The organism is Halioglobus maricola, from assembly GCF_009388985.1.
GTDB classification, from domain to species: domain Bacteria; phylum Pseudomonadota; class Gammaproteobacteria; order Pseudomonadales; family Halieaceae; genus Halioglobus; species Halioglobus maricola.
Window position 1 is genome coordinate 52173 of the sequence record NZ_CP036422.1, and the last position, 18499, is coordinate 70671.

The window sequence follows — 18499 nt, forward strand, 5'->3', positions numbered from 1 at the left end:
GGTCAGTAGGGGTGGCGGTGGAAATAATCGATCGCAGCAGCCTTCACTTTCGGTGCCAGATAAATTGTGGAGACCATGGTCGGTATCGCCATGATGGCGTAGGACCCCGAGATCAGGTTAAACACCACATCGATATTTACGGTGGCGCCAAACACGATGGTCGCGAGGAAGAACCAGCGGTAGTGATGCTGGATGTGAGCGCCCGCCAGAAAGCCAAAACACTTGGCTCCATAGTACCAGCAGGCGAACATTGTGGTGCTGCTCAGGATCAGGGTAACGATCGTCAGGGCAATCATGCCAAAACTGCCCAGCTGAGAAGCAAATGCATTGGCGGTGAGTGTGACGCCGGAGAGTTCGCCAGGGTTTTGCCAGTTTCCTGCTAGAAGAATCACGATGGCGGTACAGGTGCAAACGATCAGCGTGTCTGCCACCGGCCCGAGCATGGCGACCAGCCCTTCGCGCACAGGTTCGTTGGTGCGCGCCGCCCCGTGAGCCATGACTTCGGTGCCCAGGCCCGCTTCATTCGAGAATACACCGCGGCTTACGCCTATCAGTACCACGCCGAGAAAACCGCCGCCCACCGCCTGGGGGTTGAAAGCTTCCGTGACGATCATGCCGAGAATACCCGGGACCTCCTCGATATTGGTCAGAATCATAAAGCCTGTCATGCTCAGGTAGATCACAACCATCAGCGGGAGCAGCGCCACCGCCACCCGCGCGACTCGCTGCAGGCCGCCGAATACGACAATGCCTACAATGACCGCCATTACACAGCCTATGGCGAGATTGACGGTTAATGGGTCGCCGCCAATTTCAACGTTCTGACGGATGAGAGCAGTGAGCTGGTTGGCCTGGAACATGGGCAGCGTTCCGATCAGGCCCATGACTGAAAACAGAATGGCCAGGGGGAAAAACGCCCGCGGCATGGCTTCGCGAATCACGTATTGGGGGCCACCCTGCAGATTGCCCAGGCTGTCCTCGCCTCGATACATCACTCCCAGGGTGCAGGTAAAAAACTTTGTGGCAATGCCCACAAGCGCCGACATCCACATCCAGAACACCGCGCCGGGGCCGCCGGCGACAATCGCCAGCGCGACTCCGGAGATATTCCCCAGGCCCATGGTCGCGGCCAGCGCTGCGGCAAGCGCCTGGCGGTGGCTCAGTTCGCCCGGACCGTCCGGGGTTTCGTGCTTGCCCAGCATGATGCCGAAGGCGTGGCCAAAATGCCGGTAGGGTCTGAAGCCCGAGTAGATGGCAAAGAACAGACCGCCGCCGAGCAGCAGAATGACCGTGGGAGTGCCCCACACTGCATTGGCGAAATTGGCGGACCAGGTATTGAGTGTTTCTAGCACGTTGAGTCATCGGCTATGGGAAAAGGCAGACATTAGCATAGCCGTCCGCAGCCGCGCTCACTTAAGTTGCGCATTTAATGTTTGGTCCAAGAGCATAGCGGTCTGTGGCACACTGTTCTTCTCGGCAACAGGGACATAGACGTGACCAATCTCAACGCTCCACAATTTACCGATATTGAAGCCGCCATGCTGAGGATCGCCGATGGTGTGCATGAAACACCGGTAATGCAGAGCCGGCTGCTTAACAAGCACACAGGCTCACATGTTTTCTTCAAGTGTGAACACCTGCAGCGGGTTGGTGCGTTCAAGGCTCGTGGTGCATTGAATGCGGTGCTGTCTCTCTCCGACGATGAGGCGGCAAATGGAGTGGCGACGCATTCCTCGGGCAACCACGGCGCTGCTCTGGCGATGGCTGCCGCGCAGCGCGGTATCCCGGCGCATATCGTTATGCCTTCCAACGCGCCCGATGTTAAGAAAGAGGCGGTTGCCGCATACGGCGGCTTGATCATCGAATGTGAGCCCACTCAACAAGCGCGAGCTGCTGGTCTGGAGCAGGTTCTCGCCGGGACCGGTGCGCACGCTGTGCATCCTTTTCTCGATAGCAGGGTCATCGCTGGCCAGGGCACGGTTGCGCTGGAATTGCTCAAACAGGTCCCCGACCTCGATGTGATCGCCGTGCCCGTTGGCGGCGGTGGTTTGCTCTCCGGTACCGCGATAGCGGCCAAGCACATCAACCCGAAAATTGAAGTGATAGCGGTCGAGCCGGAAGGCGCAGACGATGCTTTCCGCTCTTTCGGCCTCGGTGAGCTGCAAGGTAATTCCCGGGTAGACACCATTGCCGACGGCCTGCGCACCAGCCTGGGTGAGCTGAATTTCGAGATCATCCGTAAACATGTAGACACTATTGTGGCAGTGCCGGACGCGCTGATTGTGGAGGCTATGGAACTTATCTGGACGCGAATGAAGCAGGTGGTAGAGCCCTCTGGCGCGGTGAGCTTTGCCGGGCTTCTGGAGCACCCGGAGCGCTTCCGCGGTCGCAGGACAGGTGTCGTTATCACTGGCGGTAATGTCGACCTGGGTGCTCTGCCCTTCTAGCCCCGTGACTATTTCCCGCCGCCTTCTGTTGTTGCCCTGCCTGCTGATACTGTTGCAGGCGTGCAGCAGTACCACGTTGGTTTACAACCGCCTAGATTTTCTAATTCCCTGGTATATCGGCAAGTATGTGGACCTCACCCGGCCGCAGAAAACCCTGCTAAAGCAGGAGTTGACACCCTTTCTGCAATGGCACCGCAGCGACGAGTTGCCCACCTATGTAGCGATACTCGATACCCTGGAGCAGAATCTTGATGCTGAGATGACGCCACAGCAGGTGAGCGCAATAGCGACGGATTTTGAGTCGGCCTGGTTGAGGGTGGAGGCGCGAGGTCTTGAGTGGATGCTGGTTCTGGGAGAGGCCTTGAGCGATGAGCAGATGGCGGAGTTTGTCACCTCGCTGAAAGAGAAACAGGTGGAGTACGAGGAGGAGTATCTGCCTCGCAGCGACGCTGAGTTTCATGAAGAGGCATACGAGAACCTCCTCGACTCTGCCCAGGATTATATGGGGCGGTTGGATGGGGATCAGCGCGCTATTCTCGAACAGGCCGCCGCGGACATGCAGCGTTCAGATAGTTACTGGTTGCAGGAGCGCGCCTTGTGGCTGGAGCGGTTGGAAGCAATGTTGCAGCGTGAGGAAGGATGGCAGCAGGCACTGCGGGACTCGCTCGCGAATCGAGACGATACAGCGTCGCCCGAATACCTGGCCGTGTACGAGCACAATGGCCAGGTAATCTACAGCGCGCTGGCCGAACTGGCGAATACCCGAACGGCCAAACAGGACAAGAGGCTGCGGCGCAAGCTCAGCGGCTTCCGCGAGGATCTTGAAACCTTAATCGAGCAGGGATAGATCCCTTACGGCTCCTTTGTCTGCGCTGGTTGCCATTTTGGCGTAGACCTTGAGTGCTGCACTGACAGCGCGGGGTCGGGCTTCGACAGGCTGCCAGGCCTTGTCGCCCCTGGCATCCATTTGCGCACGGCGCTCTGCCAACGCTTCATCACTGAGCTTTACGTTGATCGTCCGCTCGGGGATGTTGATCTCAATGATATCGCCGTTCTCCACCAGACCGATGGCGCCGCCGGCAGCCGCTTCCGGTGAGGCGTGGCCGATTGACAGTCCGGAGGTGCCGCCGGAGAATCGACCGTCGGTGAGCAGTGCGCAGGCTTTGCCCAGGCCTTTGGACTTGATGTAGCTGGTGGGGTAGAGCATTTCCTGCATGCCGGGTCCACCGCGCGGGCCTTCGTAACGCACGATGACCACGTTGCCGGCTTTAACCCGTTCTTCGAGGATATCCTTCACGGCCTGTTCCTGGCTCTCGCACACGTGGGCTGGTCCGGAGAACACCAAAATGGAGTCGTCCACCCCGGAGGTTTTCACGACGCAGCCGTCTTCAGCGATGTTGCCGGTCAGGACAGCCAGGCCGCCTTCCAGTGAGAATGCATTTTCGATCGAGCGGATGCAGCCCCCTTCGCGATCGTCGTCCAGTGATGGCCAGCGAGTCTCCTGGCTGAAGGCTGTCTGGGTTGGAATGCCAGCCGGGCCGGCGGAGAAAAACTTGCGCACCGCTGCATCGTCGGTGCGAACGATGTCCCACTTGTCCAGAGCCTCGCCCATGGTTTTGCTGTGCACGGTGGGGCAGTGAGTGTGGAGCAGGCCGGCGCGATCGAGTTCGCCCAGAATACCCATGACCCCGCCAGCCCTGTGCACATCTTCCATGTGATATTCGGGGGTGTTGGGTGCTACCTTGCACAGCTGCGGAATCTTGCGCGAAAGGCGATCGATATCCTTCATGGTGAAGTCCAGCTCCGCTTCCTGGGCGGCGGCCAGCAGGTGCAGGATGGTGTTGGTGGAACCGCCCATGGCGATATCCAGCATCATGGCATTCTCAAACGCTTCAAAGTTGCCGATGGCTCGTGGCAGGACCGACGCGTCTTCTTGCTGGTAGTAGCGATTGCACAGATCGACCGCCATGCGGCCTGCGCGCAGGAACAGTTGCTCGCGGTCAGCGTGTGTGGCGAGGGTCGAGCCGTTACCCGGAAGTGACAGGCCCAGGGCTTCGGTCAGGCAGTTCATGGAATTGGCGGTGAACATGCCTGAGCAGGAGCCGCAGGTGGGGCAGGCCGACCGTTCGTACTCAGCGACGGTCTCGTCATCGGCTGAGTCGTCCACTGCGATAACCATGGCGTCGACGAGGTCCAGCTTGTGTTCAGATAGTTTGGTCTTGCCCGCTTCCATCGGGCCACCGGACACAAACACCACCGGGATGTTCAGGCGCATGGCGGCATTGAGCATTCCCGGGGTGATCTTGTCGCAGTTGGAAATGCACACCATGGCGTCGGCGCAGTGGGCGTTGACCATGTATTCCACCGAGTCAGCGATCAGGTCGCGGGACGGGAGGCTGTAGAGCATCCCGTCGTGGCCCATGGCGATGCCGTCGTCCACGGCGATGGTGTTGAACTCCTTGGCTACGCCGCCGGCAGCCTCGATCTCGCGGGCAACCAGCTGTCCCATGTCTTTCAGATGGACGTGGCCAGGTACGAACTGCGTGAAGGAGTTAACGACCGCAATGATTGGCTTCTCGAAGTCACCGTCTTTCATACCGGTGGCGCGCCACAGGGCGCGGGCGCCGGCCATATTGCGGCCGCCGGTGGAGGTCTTGGAGCGAAGTTCTGGCATGGAGCTATCCGTCTTTCCGGCAGGGCCGGCGTGGTTGAAAACTGGCAGCGGAGGATAGCAAAATCCCGCTGGCTTGTATTGGGGGGGGGATGCCCGCTCGCGGCCAGGCGAGCGGGCGCTGTTATCTTATTGGCCCCGTTGGGCGTCTTAGCGGCCGGCGACTACGTCGCGAGTGCGATATTCCTGCAGTTCAGCGTTGTAAGCTCCCGCGACAGAGTAGGCCTCGTTGACATAGAAGTTGTGCTCCAGATCGTCCAGGCGGCTTTTATTGCAATCCAGAAATGTCCGGATTTTAGCCACGTAATCGTTGACGGCCTCTTGCGATTTCAGCATTTCGGCCTTGGAAGCGACACTGCCGTCTGCGAGGACTGGGGCTTCCGATGGTCGCTCTGAATAGCAAGCGGCGGATACGTGAGTAGCAGCGATGAACAGGGGAATAGATAACAGGGTTTTCATGGTTTACCTCCAGGGTAGTTGATGAAACGCGGTGTTACCGCGCTGTTACCTATATTCACATAAATTCACTGCAAAGCAATAGGAAGCTGTGAATTTTTTATTACAAGCCATTGATTTTAATGGATAAAGTTAGACGTGTTACGCACTGTTTGGGTGCGCTGCACATTTTTGGTAACAATTTTGTGCTGAAGTTGGGCGAGCGCACTGTTGCTGTGCGCTAAAGAGTGCGGGGTGCTACCAGTAGACTCGCAAGGCCGTGACCACAGTCCAGCCGGCGTAGCGCCCACCGTCTGCTCCTACGTCGTCGAGTTCGGCCCATTGCAAACCCGTTTGCCATTTCAGTTTGTGACCGTAGAAAAACCAGTTTATGCCTGCGTGGATTTCCTTGTAGAGGTCACCTCGGCCGGTCACGACCTGCTTCTCGTAGTTGCCCAGGCCAATACCGTTGGGGCCGTCACTGTCGAGATACGTCGCGCGGGAAACCAGCTGCAGATTTTCGCCAAGCTGGTAGAAAGGCATCAGGGTCATGCCCCAGATATCGGGTTGATCGAAGTAACCCTCGGCAAAAGCGAGATCGGTCCACAGGCCCCACCTGCCGCCTTCCCATTTGGAGGAGATCGAAACGACGTGCGAAAGATCAGCAGTATTGGCCGCTGGATCGCGATCGTTGTAAACGTAGTCCACCCGCACGCTGGCCTGATCCATCTGAAGTTGTTGTGCCCAGTTGTAACCCAGCGAAGTCAGGGTAAAGAAGCTGGCATTGAATTCGCTGAATTCATCGTTGCCGTCGCTGGAAAAAAAACCTACCCGATAATCCCACGCGTTTCCTGCCGTTCCTTTCGCGCTGACCCCGGTAAAGTATTCCGCATTGAACCAGAAATTATTGGAAAGATTACTGCGCTCTGTGGTCAGCAGTTTCTTGGATGACGTGGCGCCATCGAGAGTAAAGCCTGCGGAGTGTTTCAGGAGGCGTACATCAGGGCCGCCCTCGGGTTGCCAGCCGACATAAGCATCAGTGAGCCGTTTGTAAAATTGGTCGCCATCGAAGTTGAGGTCGAAATCGCCCTCCAGTTGAGCCACCCAGTCGCCCGCCAATGCCGCCTTAAAGCCAAAGCGGAAGCGGCGAAAATCGACATCATCGTAGTCGCCCTCGTCAGCATGGGTGTAGCTAGCGTCCAGTTGCAGTCGGCCACTGAGGTCGAGTTGTTGGAACCATCCGTCGTCTGAGGCGTAGAGAGTCGTCCGGTCCAGCCAGTGTTCGGCGCTTTCCTCGGCCGTGACGCAGAGAGGGGCCGCAAATAACAGCAGTGCGCTCAGCGAGCCTATATTTTGGTTTATGCACAACATCCTCGCTAACGGTTGCCTCGCTACAGGTCTTTGAAAAACACCTTGGAGTTTCGCTGCAGGTTGTACAGCGCTTGCCGCTGGCCTGGCAATTCGTCTCTGGAGTGTTCCGCGAAGCCCTGCTCGAGAAACCAGTGCGCGGTCTGGGTGCTGAGAACGAAGACGCTCGTCAGGCCCTGGCTGCGCGCTTCTTTTTCCAGTTCCAGCAGCAGGCGTTGCCCGCGCTGGCCTCCGCGGTAGTCCGGGTGGGTAACAACGCAGGCAATCTCACCGCAACTATCCTCGGGGAATGGATAGAGCGCTGCACAGGCGATAATGCGCCCATCCCTGACCAGTAGCCGGAAACGTTGGATCTCTTGCTCGAGCAATTCGCGGGAACGTTTTAGCAGGATGCCCTGTTGTTCCAGTGGTTCAATGAGCTCGAGGATACCGCCGACATCTTCGATATCGGCGCGACGCGACTGTTCGTAATCGAGATTGGCAACAAGGGTGCCACTACCATCGTGGGTGAACAGTTCCTCCAGCAGGGCGCAGTCATCCTGGTAGCTGATGATCTGGCAGCGCGGCACACCCTGCTTGCAGGCGTGTTGGGCTGTGTGGAGCAGGGTGCGCTGTTCCGGCTTGTCGACTTCCAGATCTTCAATCTGACTCACCGCCAGCTGCTGTAGTAGTTCTCCTGCGGCATTGGTGACGCCGGCTTCAGCGCCGAACAGGATCAGTTTGTCAGCGCCGATAGCAGCTGCGCAGTTTACCGCGATATCTTCCAGCGCCAGGCTGAAGATCTCTCCGGTCGGCGAGTATCCCAGGGGCGACAGCAGCACGATGGAGCCATCGCGCAACTGGCTGTGAATACCGTCGACATCGACGCGTCGCACGCGGCCTGTGTGCTGAAAATCCACGCCGTCGACGACCCCCATGGGCCGTGCAGTCACGAAGTTGCCCGAACAGACCCGGATGCGCGCTCCCTGCATGGGGGAATTGGGCAGCCCCATCGACAGCAGCGCCTCGAATTGTGCTCGCAACGAGCCGGCCGCATCCTTTACATGCTCCAGCGACTCAGTATCGGTGACGCGTATGTCCTTGTGAATCACACTTTCAATGCCGGCGGATTTGAGTCGCGAAGCAATTTGCGGCCGTGCGCCGTGGATCAGTACCAGGTTGACCCCAAGGCTTTTAAGCAGGGCGATGTCGTGGATGATATTGGGGAAATTGTCGTGCAGCGCGACTTCGCCCCCCAGCATCAGCACGAAGGTCTTGCCCCGGTGCGTATTGATATAGGGTGCGGTGTTCCTGAACCAGCGGATATGGGCCCGGCCCGACGTGGTCACGTTCTATCCCAACTCTTTGATTAATAGCGAATTATCTAGATTACCGGACTCCCGCCCTATTACCCAATGGCAATAATGCACATCTGCTTACAGGCAGTAGTGACGGATAAACTGTTCGAGCAGGGCGATGCAGGGCCGGATCTGGTCCAACGGCATGAACTCGTCTGGCTGGTGGGCCTGGTCGATAGAGCCGGGGCCCATGACGATGGTTTCCATCCCAAGCTGCTGCATGAAGGGCGCCTCGGTGGCGAAAGCCACGGCGATTGCATCGTTGCCGGTAAGCTTTTGCGCGAGCTGAACCAGCTCGGACTCTGCGTCTTGTTCAAAGGGCGAAACGTCCTGGATCAAAGAGCGCATCTCGATATCGATATTCCGGCGCGTCCCGATCTCCGTTAAGCGTTCGCGAATTTCCTCGCGGACTGTGCTGTTGCAGCCGGCGGGTGTCATGCGCAGGTCGAAGTGCAGCTCGCTCTGGCCGCAGATGCGGTTCGGGCTGTCACCGCCGTGGATGTGGCCGAGGTTAAGGGTGGGGAAGGCCACTTCGAAATGTGGGTTGCTATAGCGCTCGCCGAGAGTGCTGCGAAAGCTCATCAATTCCGCCATGACCTGATGCATGCTGTCCAGGGCGTTATTGCCCAGATTGGGGTTTGACGAGTGGCCTGCCTGGCCTTTCACATGCACCGCTTCCATCATGATGCCTTTGTGCATGCGCACGGGGACCAGTGATGTCGGTTCCCCGATGATGGCGGCGCGCGCCTTGGGCTTGCCGGCCGCAGCGAGGGCGCGGGCGCCGTTCATGGAGCTCTCTTCGTCTGCGGTGGCGAGCAGGATAAGCGGCTGCTGCAGGTCCACGTCTGCGAAGCTTGCCGCGGCTGCGATGGCCATGGGGAAGAAGCCCTTCATGTCGGTGCTGCCGAGACCATAGATACGCCCGTCACGTTCGTCGAGCGCCAGCGGGTTGCTTTTCCAGCGGCCCTCGTCAAAGGGAACGGTGTCGGTGTGGCCCGCCAGAACCAGACCGCCAGGGCCGGTGCCGCGGGTTGCAATCAGGTTGGCCTTGCTTCCGTCGGCGACGATCTCCTGGATCTCGGTGGCAAAGCCCATGCTCTCCAGCCAGGTGGCGAGCAGATCGATGACTTTGCGATTGCCCTGGTCCCAACTGGGGTCGGTAGAGCTGACGGAGGGGAGTTGGATCAGTTGCCCGAGTTGTTCGAGGATAAGTTTTTCGTTGGCGGGCATGAAGAGTCCTGGTGACAGAGTTATAGCGGCTGAAGCCGACTCATCAGAGTGTAGCCTCTGAGAGCCGCTTCAGCAGCGTTAATCTCGCCTCAGGGGCTAAAGATTCCCTTGAACAGGAAGAAGAACAGGATAGCCAGGCCGGCGCCGGCAGGCAGGGTGATGATCCATGACATGAAGATGGTGCCGATCACTCGCAGGTTCAGGGCGGCGATCCCACGGGCGAAGCCCACGCCTAGCACCGCACCTACCAGCGTGTGGGTCGTCGAAATGGGCAGGCCGGTTGCGGAGGCCAGGACCACGGTAGCAGCGGCACCCAATTCGGCAGCGAAGCCGCGGCTGGGTGTGAGCTCGGTGATCTTGCGGCCAACCGTGGTGATCACGCGCCAGCCGTAGGTTGCCAGGCCCACGACAATACCTGCGGCACCCACCAACAGGATCCACCAGGGCATGGCAGACTTGGCTGCGATTTCGCCGCCCGACTGAACGGTACTGGATATAGCTGCGAGAGGTCCGACGGCGTTGGCTACATCGTTGGAACCGTGAGCGAATGCCATGGAGCAGGCGGTGAAGACCATCAGGATGGCGAACACGCGCTCGACGTTCCCGAAACGGTTTTCCTCGTCATGATCGTCCTTGATGTTCTTGAGCAGCATCGCGCCGAAACCCGCGACCAGCAGGCCGACTACAACCGAGATGGGCAAGGCATTGGCGAATTTGCTGCCCAGGCCCAGGTCGAACTCCAGGCCCACATGTTTGAGGCCCTTGAGCAGCGTGACCATGGAGATCATAAAGCCCACCATCCACATGTAGATGGGGATGAACTTTTTGGCCCGGTTGAAGGGGTCGTCGGTGTCCAGGATGAGTTTTTTCACACTCATAAACAGGGCAAAGGACATTGTCCCTGCCAATACGGGCGAGACTACCCAGGAGGCAACGATGCTGCCTACCTTGCCCCAGTGAATAGCTTCCATGGAAATACCGACGGAGGCAAAGCCGACGATCGCACCGACGATAGAGTGGGTCGTGGATACCGGCCAGCCCTTGATGCTGGCGATCAACAGCCAGGTACCCGCTGCCAGCAGGGCCGACATCATGCCGTAGACCATTAGCTCAGGGTTGTCGGCCATGACCTCGGCATCGATGATGCCTTTGCGAATGGTAGAGGTTACCTCGCCACCGGCCAGATAGGCCCCCAGAAACTCGAAGACCATGGCGATCAGGATGGCCTGCTTGATGGTCAGGGCGCGGGAACCCACCGATGTGCCCATGGCGTTGGCCACGTCATTGGCACCGATGCCCCAGGCCATGAAGAAGCCGAACAGGCAGGCCATAATCAGAAAGACACTGCCGTACTGAGCGATAATTTCCATTGCGGTTTACCTAATCTATTATTTTGTGCGGATTATTTGGCGAGCAGGATCTGCAGGCGGTCGCCTACCTTTTCAGCGATGTCTGCCAGTTCGCCAAGCAGGCCCATGGCGCGGTAGTAAAACATGACATCTACCGGGGCTAATTCGCTCTCCATTTTGTAGAGCTTACGGCGCAGGGAGAACTGTTGCTTGTCGGTTTTACGTTCCAGCTTGTCCAGTTCTTTCAGCATGGCCTCGACGCGCTTGACCTCGCGCCCCGAAAAGCCAACCTCAAGCAGTTCATCCAGTTCCTGAATAGCTTTCAGCGCGTGCTGGCAGCAGCATACGCTGGTGCTGGCAAGCTCTAAAACGGCGGGGAACAGTTTGTCTGGGAAGCGCAGGTCGCGGCCCATCACTACGCTCGCGAAATCTTGAGCGGTATTGGCGACCTGGTCCTGAATGCTGACCAGCTGTAACAGGTCGGAGCGGGGTACTGGCAGGAACAGGCTCTTGGGCAAATGACGCCGGACGTCGCGTTTGAGCTTGTCGGCGGCGCTTTCGTCCGCGCTGATTGCCTTGTGGATCTCTTTGGCCCGGCCCCAGTCCTCATCGGCCGTAGCCTGGAGTAATTCGGGGAGATGCTCGGCGGCTTCGGTCGCCACCTTCATGTGCAGCTGAATAGGGCCGATCGGTGATCGGCCAAAGAGACTGCCCAAAGGGTTTCGGCTGGCCATATTTTGACTCCGTAGCGCGGGGGGTGTCTATTTTTTCGGCAGTATAGGAGGAACAAGAGAGCTTGTCATAAAAAGTTCATATTTCTCTGGCGAGGGCCCGCACAGCTGGATCCGGCGACCCCCAACAGGGGTCCCTGTGCTAGCATACCGGGCAGTCGATAATTGCTTCCGGAAGAGCGAATTGCTTCACTCCGGTTACGCCCAAGGGAACACGAAACTATGGCCATGGACAACGGAGGATTGTTTGCCGAGCAGCGCCTGAATCTCACCACGCTGGCCCAGGATTTATGCCGGGAAGGCCGCCTCGCCGATGCCGATCTCAAGCGCGTCGCGAGCAATGCCCTGGTTAAGGTGCATCCGCTTATCTACCTGGCCGACCAGAAGCTAACCGATGCGGCTAATCCGGAACGCTCACTTGATATGGATGCGCTCTTGGCCTTTCTTGCCACTCGCACCGGGCAGGCTGTTTACGATATCGATCCCCTGAAAATCAATGTTGGCGAAATAGCCGATGTCATGTCGCAGGCCTTTGCTGAGCGCCACCGCATATTGGCGGTAGAGGTCAATGACGACGAGGTGGTCATCGCCTCTGCCGAACCCTGGATCAAAGCCTGGGAAGGGAATCTGGAACATGTGTTGCGCAAGCCCATTCGTCGTGTCCTGGCTGACCCGAGGGCGATCGCTCGGCACACCGTAGAGTTCTACAACATGGCTGGCTCAGTGCGCAGTGCAAAGAAAACGGATCGCTCTGAAAATCGCGCCATCACTACCAATCTTGAACAAATGCTGGAACTGGGCTCGATGAAAGAGCCTGATGCTAACGATCAGCATATCGTCAACGTGGTTGACTGGCTGCTGCAGTATGCGTTCGAGCAGCGCGCCAGTGATATTCATATTGAGCCGCGTCGGGAGCAGGGTGACGTTCGCTTCCGCATCGATGGGGTGTTGCACAACGTCTACGATTTGCCGCATCAGGTCTGTGCCGCGGTGACCAGCCGGATCAAGATACTCGGTCGTATGGATGTTGCTGAAAAGCGTCGTCCCCAGGATGGCCGGCTCAAAACTCGCTCGCCTGAAGGCAATGAAGTGGAGCTGCGTCTGGCGACGCTTCCAACCGCATTCGGTGAAAAATTGGTGATGCGGATTTTTGATCCGGATGTGTTGCAGAAAAGTTTCGAGCAGCTCGGTCTGGCCGAGGATGACCTGGCGCGCTGGCACCATATGACTGATTCGGGCAACGGGATTGTATTGGTTACAGGGCCCACAGGGTCGGGCAAGACGACCACACTCTACTCAACGCTTCGTCAGCTCGCCACCAGCGAGGTGAATGTCTGCACGATTGAAGACCCTATCGAGATGGTTGAAGACGCCTTTAACCAGATGCAGGTAAACCACGGTATTGATCTGGATTTCTCCTCCGGTGTGCGCGCGCTGATGCGGCAGGACCCCGACATCATCATGGTCGGTGAGATCCGCGATCTGGAGACAGCAAATATGGCAGTGCAAGCTGCGCTTACAGGCCACCTGGTGCTCTCGACACTGCATACCAATGATTCACCCAGCTCGATTTCGCGGCTGCTGGAATTGGGCGTGCCCGCCTATCTGGTCAAGGCCACGGTCAGGGGCATCATGTCTCAACGGTTAGTGCGAATTTTATGCCCCACCTGCAAAACCATGGAACCGCTGGACCCGGATGCCTGGCGTGAGCTCACAAGCCCGTGGTCGGTTGAGCCACCGGAGCAGGTCGCACGTCCCGTTGGATGCAAAGCCTGTCGCGACACCGGTTATATTGGGCGCAAGGGCATTTACGAAGTACTGGTGAACACACCGAGGGTGCAGGAACAGATTCACTCGCAATTGGAGACGGTCAATATTCGCAAAAGCGCCATGGAAGAGGGTATGCGAACACTGCGCCTCTCGGGTGCTACCCGCGTTGCCCGTGGCGAGACGACAATTGAAGAAGTCATGCGGGTCGCCCCTGTATTGGACGCCTGATCTGAACGGGATCTTATGAAACTTAGCAATTTGCCCGAAGTACTGGCAAGACAAGCGGAAAAGGCCTGGGAGCTGATTCTGGACCGGGCGGATGAGACGACCGCCAGCGGTCTGCGTGAATATGCAATGATTGGCGAGCTGGCCGATCAGTTGCCGAGGGTCCTGGCATGCAGCCCCTTTGTTGCCGATCTCTCACGGCGCAAACCGGCCCTGCTACTCGCGCTGCTGGATTCTCAATTCCTTGCGCGAAGCTTGCCTGAAGACTCCTTTCGAGAGGAGCTCAGCGCGAACCTGACAGGAGAGGCGGAGCTGGGCCCGGCGCTGCGACTTTATCGTCAGCGCCATATGCTGCGCATCGTCTGGCGCGATTTCAGTAGAACTGCGGACACCCTGGAAACGGTGCGCGATACTTCGCTGCTTGCCGAGGCCTGTATTGCCGAGGCCCTGGTTCACACTCAGGCGGCGCTTGAGCAGCGTTTCGGCAAACCGATAGGCCGCACCAGTGGCGAACACCAGACCATGATTGTTCTGGCCATGGGCAAGCTCGGTGCGCGTGAACTAAATGTTTCTTCCGACATCGATCTCATATTTGCCTTTCCCGAAGCTGGCGTTACAGATGGAGAGACGCGAAACCTCAGTAACGAAGAGTTTTTCATAAAGGTGGGTCAGGCGGTGATTACTGCGCTGGATCAGACCACCCCGGAAGGCTTTGTATTCAGGGTAGACATGCGCCTGAGGCCTTATGGTGACAGCGGAGCCCTGGTTCATAACTTTAATGCCCTGGAGGAGTACTACCAGGATCAGGGGCGAGATTGGGAGCGTTACGCCTTGATTAAGGCCCGCCCGGTTACCGGCGATCCGGCGCGTGCAGATGAATTGATGAAGGCACTGCGGCCATTTGTTTTCAGACGCTACATCGACTTCGGTGTGATCGAGAGTTTGCGCAGCATGAAGCAGATGATCAGTGCCGAGGTGCGCCGACGGGGCTTGCAGGGCAATGTAAAACTCGGGCACGGCGGTATTCGTGAAGTAGAGTTTATCGCGCAGTGTTTTCAGTTGATTCGCGGCGGCCGCGATCTGGCACTGCAACAGCGGGAGTTGCTGATCGTATTGCAGGAGTGCGTGGAGTTGGGGTGCTTGCCCGCTGAAGCAGTGGAGGAGTTGCGCACCGCCTACCTGTTCCTCCGCGACAGCGAGCACGCGATACAGGGATATCAGGACAAGCAGACCCAGGAGCTTCCAGGCGACGAGATGGCACGCATTGCCATGGCAGAAATCATGGGTTTCGAGCGCTGGGAAACTTATCTTCAGGCACTGGACGAGCAGCGCGCGACCGTGTCGCGCCATTTTAACGCCCTGATTGCCGTTCCCGAGGATGAACAGCCTTCGACCGAATCCGATGATGGTCTCTGGGGAGAAGATCTCAACGAAGCCGCGCTGGCCGAGCTTGGCTACCGCCAGCTCGACGCTACGCTGGGTGCCCTGGGCGAATTCTGGTCGTCCAAGCGAGTCAGTGCCGCACAGGCGGAAGGGCGCGAGCGCCTCGATGTGTTCATGCCCCAGTTGATACGTTGCTGTGCGGATACCGACGATCCAGATCTGGCGCTTACGCGCGTGTTGCCGTTGGTGGTATCCGTGGTGCGGCGGTCGGCCTATCTGGCGCTGCTACTGGAAAACCCGCCGGCATTACGAGAGTTGGCGGTCCTCTGTGGAGCGAGCCCCTGGATCGCAGAGCAAATGGCGAAGCAGCCTGTGCTGCTGGATGAGTTCCTCGATCGCGCCAGTCTTTACAACGCACCCGATAAGGACGAACTGCAGAACCAGTTGCAGCAGCAGGTGGCGCGTCTGAACGCCGATGATCTTGAAGCGCAGATGAATGCACTGCGCTATTTCAAGGCCGCCCAGGTGTTGCGCGTTGCCGCGAGTGAGTTGTCTGGCAGGCTGCCGGTGATGAAGGTGAGCGACAACCTGACCTGGATAGCCGAGGTGATTCTCGAGCATGTGATTGCGGTTGCCTGGGCTGACTTGAGCCACAAGTACGGTGAGCCGAAGCGGGAGAGTGATGGCTACGGTTTCGCTATCTACGGCTACGGTAAGTTGGGTGGACTGGAGCTTGGTTACGGATCTGATCTCGACCTCGTATTCGTCTGTGACGCGGCTCGCCAGGGCAGTACCAGTGGTGAACGCAACATTGACAATGCGGTGTTCTACACACGTCTTGGCCAGCGAATTATTCATATTCTGGAGACGCGTATGTCGCTGGGACAGCTCTACGAGGTGGATATGCGCCTGCGCCCGGACGGCAATTCAGGCTCGCTGGTCCCGAGCGTGGATGCCTTTGCCAAATATCAGAAGAACAGTGCGTGGACCTGGGAGCACCAGGCCCTGGTGCGGGCGCGATTTGTTGCCGGTGACCCGGAGGCGGCAGCCAAAGTGGATATGGTCCGGCGGGAAATCCTGTGTTTGCCGCGCGATGCCGCGGAGCTGGGGGTGGAGGTGGTGAAGATGCGACGCAAAATGCGCGACCATTTGCTGCCCTCTGAACTCGAAGGTGAATTTCACCTTAAGCAGGGAAGCGGCGGGATAGTCGATATTGAGTTTATGGTTCAGTACGCGGTGTTGGCATGGGCTGCTCAGCATCCGGATCTCGCTACCTGGCCGGACAATGTGCGCATACTCGAGGTCCTGGGTCGGGAAGGCTTGTTTAGCAGTGAAGACAGCGCGGCGTTGACCGAAGCCTATCTGCAGTATCGCGGCCGTTCTCATCAGCTGGCCCTGCAGCAGCGCCCCGGCGTAACAGGGGCGGCCTATTTTCATGAGCAGCGGCAGCGGGTAGAGCGTCGTTGGCAAACGCTTTTTGGCGAGCTTCCTGACGCAGGAGGGGACGCGTGAGTCGTGGAGAAAAAATACTGGTTGTCGGTCCATCCTGGGTAGGTGACATGGTCATGTCTCAGGTGCTCTACCGAGTGCTTGTTGATAACCGCCCAGACGTGGTGATTGATGTCCTTGCGCCGGGCTGGAGTGAGCCCATCATCGCGCGTATGCCCGAAGTGCGCCGTGCAATAAACCTGCCGCTGGGCCACGGTGAGCTTGGGCTGGGTCGGCGCCGGGCACTTGGGCATGACTTGCGCAAAGAGCATTACGATCAGGCAATTCTGCTGCCGAATTCTCTCAAGTCAGCACTGGTACCATTCTTCGCAGGCATTGAGCGGCGCACCGGTTGGCGAGGGGAGTGGCGTTATGGATTGCTCAATGACCTCAGAATACTTGATCAGGAAGCGCTGCCGTTGATGGTGCAGCAATTCGCGGCCCTTGGCTTTGATGCCACAGCGCAGTTGCCGGTGCAGTTGCCGGCTCCCCGATTACAAGTCGATGGCGCACAGGCGGCCGCCTGCCGCAGCAAATTTGGCCTGGTGGACGACAGCCCGATTCTGGCGCTCTGCCCGGGTGCAGAATTCGGCGGAGCGAAACGCTGGCCGGCTCCCTACTATGCGGAACTTGCCCAGGACTATTTGCAGCGCGGGTGGCAGGTGGTGTTGTTTGGGTCGATCAAAGACCAGGATGTGACGGGTGAGATTGCAGCAGCCTGTGATGGTCAGGCGCGCGGTTCTGCTTGTATTGATTTAGCGGGGCGCACGGCGCTCGCTGAAGCGGTGGACATGTTGTCGCTGGCCGATGCGGTTGTGAGTAACGATTCCGGACTGATGCATATCGCAGCGGCGTTAGGCCGGCCGCTTGTCGTGGTCTACGGCGCGACTTCTCCCGGCTTTACTCCGCCGTTGAACGATAATAGTGCTACGTTGGTCAGCACGATTGATTGCGCTCCCTGCTTCCAGCGCGAGTGCCCGCTCGGGCATCACCGGTGTATGCGCGATACGCCTGCGTCTGATGTTGCTGGTAAACTTGACGCTCTTTTAGCAGAGCCTGTTACTGCCTGATGCGCGTTCTAATAGTCAAAATGTCTTCACTTGGCGATGTGATTCACACCTTGCCCGCCGTCACGGATGCCGCGCAGGCATTGCCAGGCATAACTTTTGACTGGGTAGTCGAGGAGGCTTTCGCCGAAATACCGGCGTGGCATCCGGCAGTGGACAGGGTGATTCCAATTGCCTTGCGCCGCTGGCGCAAACATCCGGTACGCAATTTTTCCGGCTCCGCGTGGCGCGAATTCCGCCAGGTGCTCAAGGGGAAACACTACGATCTAGTAATAGATGCACAGGGTTTGCTTAAAAGCGCCCTGGTGGCCCGTCTGCTCAAGACGCCCATCGCTGGTCTGGACAAACACAGCGCGCGGGAGGGGATTGCCGCTTCTGCCTACCAACATAAATTCGCCGTACCGCGCGAAATGCACGCGGTAGAGCGCACGCGCCAGCTCTTCGCCGATGCCCTGGGTTATACCCTCGATGGTGCTCGCGGGAACTATGGCGTGAGGGCCAATCTGGCGCGGCATAAGGAGAAGCGCTCACGCGGCGTGATGTTTTTCCACGGCACCGCGCGCGCGGAAAAGCTCTGGCCGGTAGAGCATTGGGCGGAGTTGCTGCGGTTGGCAGACCAGGCTGATTATCCGGTTTGGCTGCCCTGGGGTAGTGACGAGGAGAAGGCTCGAGCCGGGCAGATTGTCGGCATGGCAGGGGCGGGACGCGTGTTGCCGCGACTGGATCTACTGGGCCTGGCAAGTATGTTACTGGAAGTCGATGGTGCTGTAGCCGTCGATACCGGCCTTGGCCATCTGGCGGCAGCGCTCGATGTTCCCACGGTTTCACTCTATGGTCCCACAGATACCGCATTGATCGGAGCCTATGGCGAAAATCAGGTCCATATTCAATCGCCGATAGGCCCTGAAGATACCGATGACCCGAAAGCAATGATGCACGCGATTCCCGCGGCCGATGTCTGGGCCCGCTTGCAGGCGGTCCTGCCGCAGGAGGCTTAG

The 18499-nt window shown here is 58.5% G+C and carries 14 protein-coding genes; 6 read left to right on the forward strand and 8 right to left on the reverse strand.

What is annotated here, in order from left to right:
* Positions 1-2: 2 nt before the first annotated feature.
* Complete coding sequence (locus EY643_RS00240) at positions 3-1352, reverse strand: alanine/glycine:cation symporter family protein (RefSeq protein ID WP_205743109.1); 1350 nt, start codon at positions 1350-1352, stop codon at positions 3-5.
* A gap of 141 nt (positions 1353-1493) precedes the next feature.
* Here EY643_RS00240 and EY643_RS00245 point away from each other — a divergent pair, with 141 nt between their 5' ends.
* A complete protein-coding gene (locus EY643_RS00245) occupies positions 1494-2447 on the forward strand; it encodes a pyridoxal-phosphate dependent enzyme (protein ID WP_240732776.1) in 954 nt (317 codons plus the stop codon).
* Between the two features lie 4 nt (positions 2448-2451).
* The gene (locus tag EY643_RS00250) at positions 2452-3294 is read left to right on the forward strand and encodes a DUF6279 family lipoprotein (RefSeq protein WP_152660314.1); all 843 of its coding nucleotides are present in this window, start codon (positions 2452-2454) and stop codon (positions 3292-3294) included.
* On the opposite strand, the gene ilvD is transcribed toward EY643_RS00250, so the two are convergent.
* From ilvD to EY643_RS00285, 7 genes are all read right to left on the reverse strand, one after another.
* Positions 3277-5121 carry a dihydroxy-acid dehydratase gene (ilvD, locus tag EY643_RS00255; protein WP_152660315.1) on the reverse strand — a complete coding sequence of 615 codons (1845 nt, stop codon included), beginning with the start codon at positions 5119-5121 and terminating at the stop codon, positions 3277-3279. The two genes, EY643_RS00250 and ilvD, sit on opposite strands and share 18 nt — an antisense overlap.
* Before the next feature lie 147 nt (positions 5122-5268).
* Positions 5269-5577 carry a hypothetical protein gene (locus EY643_RS00260; RefSeq protein ID WP_152660316.1) on the reverse strand — a complete coding sequence of 103 codons (309 nt, stop codon included), beginning with the start codon at positions 5575-5577 and terminating at the stop codon, positions 5269-5271.
* Between the two features lie 234 nt (positions 5578-5811).
* Complete coding sequence (locus EY643_RS00265) at positions 5812-6924, reverse strand: porin (protein WP_152660317.1); 1113 nt, start codon at positions 6922-6924, stop codon at positions 5812-5814.
* A gap of 20 nt (positions 6925-6944) precedes the next feature.
* The gene (argA, locus tag EY643_RS00270; RefSeq protein WP_152660318.1) at positions 6945-8249 is read right to left on the reverse strand and encodes an amino-acid N-acetyltransferase; all 1305 of its coding nucleotides are present in this window, start codon (positions 8247-8249) and stop codon (positions 6945-6947) included.
* Between the two features lie 87 nt (positions 8250-8336).
* Positions 8337-9488, reverse strand: coding sequence for an acetylornithine deacetylase (argE, locus tag EY643_RS00275; RefSeq protein ID WP_152660319.1), 1152 nt, complete (start codon positions 9486-9488; stop codon positions 8337-8339).
* An 89-nt stretch (positions 9489-9577) separates the two neighbouring features.
* Complete coding sequence (locus EY643_RS00280; protein WP_152660320.1) at positions 9578-10858, reverse strand: inorganic phosphate transporter; 1281 nt, start codon at positions 10856-10858, stop codon at positions 9578-9580.
* Positions 10859-10890: 32 nt separating this feature from the next.
* A complete protein-coding gene (locus EY643_RS00285; RefSeq protein ID WP_152660321.1) occupies positions 10891-11571 on the reverse strand; it encodes a TIGR00153 family protein in 681 nt (226 codons plus the stop codon).
* A 219-nt stretch (positions 11572-11790) separates the two neighbouring features.
* On the opposite strand from EY643_RS00285, the gene tfpB reads away from it, so the two are divergent.
* From tfpB to waaC, 4 genes are read left to right on the forward strand one after another with little or no spacing between them, the layout of a single operon-like run.
* Complete coding sequence (gene tfpB, locus EY643_RS00290; RefSeq protein WP_152660322.1) at positions 11791-13566, forward strand: type IV pilus assembly ATPase TfpB; 1776 nt, start codon at positions 11791-11793, stop codon at positions 13564-13566.
* Positions 13567-13581: 15 nt separating this feature from the next.
* Entirely contained in the window at positions 13582-16458 is a 2877-nt protein-coding gene (glnE, locus tag EY643_RS00295) for a bifunctional [glutamate--ammonia ligase]-adenylyl-L-tyrosine phosphorylase/[glutamate--ammonia-ligase] adenylyltransferase (protein ID WP_152660323.1), read from the forward strand.
* Positions 16455-17504 carry a lipopolysaccharide heptosyltransferase II gene (gene waaF, locus EY643_RS00300; RefSeq protein WP_240732777.1) on the forward strand — a complete coding sequence of 350 codons (1050 nt, stop codon included), beginning with the start codon at positions 16455-16457 and terminating at the stop codon, positions 17502-17504. The genes glnE and waaF overlap by 4 nt, the downstream gene beginning before the upstream one ends.
* Positions 17504-18499, forward strand: a complete 996-nt coding sequence (waaC, locus tag EY643_RS00305; protein WP_152660324.1) for a lipopolysaccharide heptosyltransferase I — start codon at positions 17504-17506, stop codon at positions 18497-18499. The genes waaF and waaC overlap by 1 nt, the downstream gene beginning before the upstream one ends.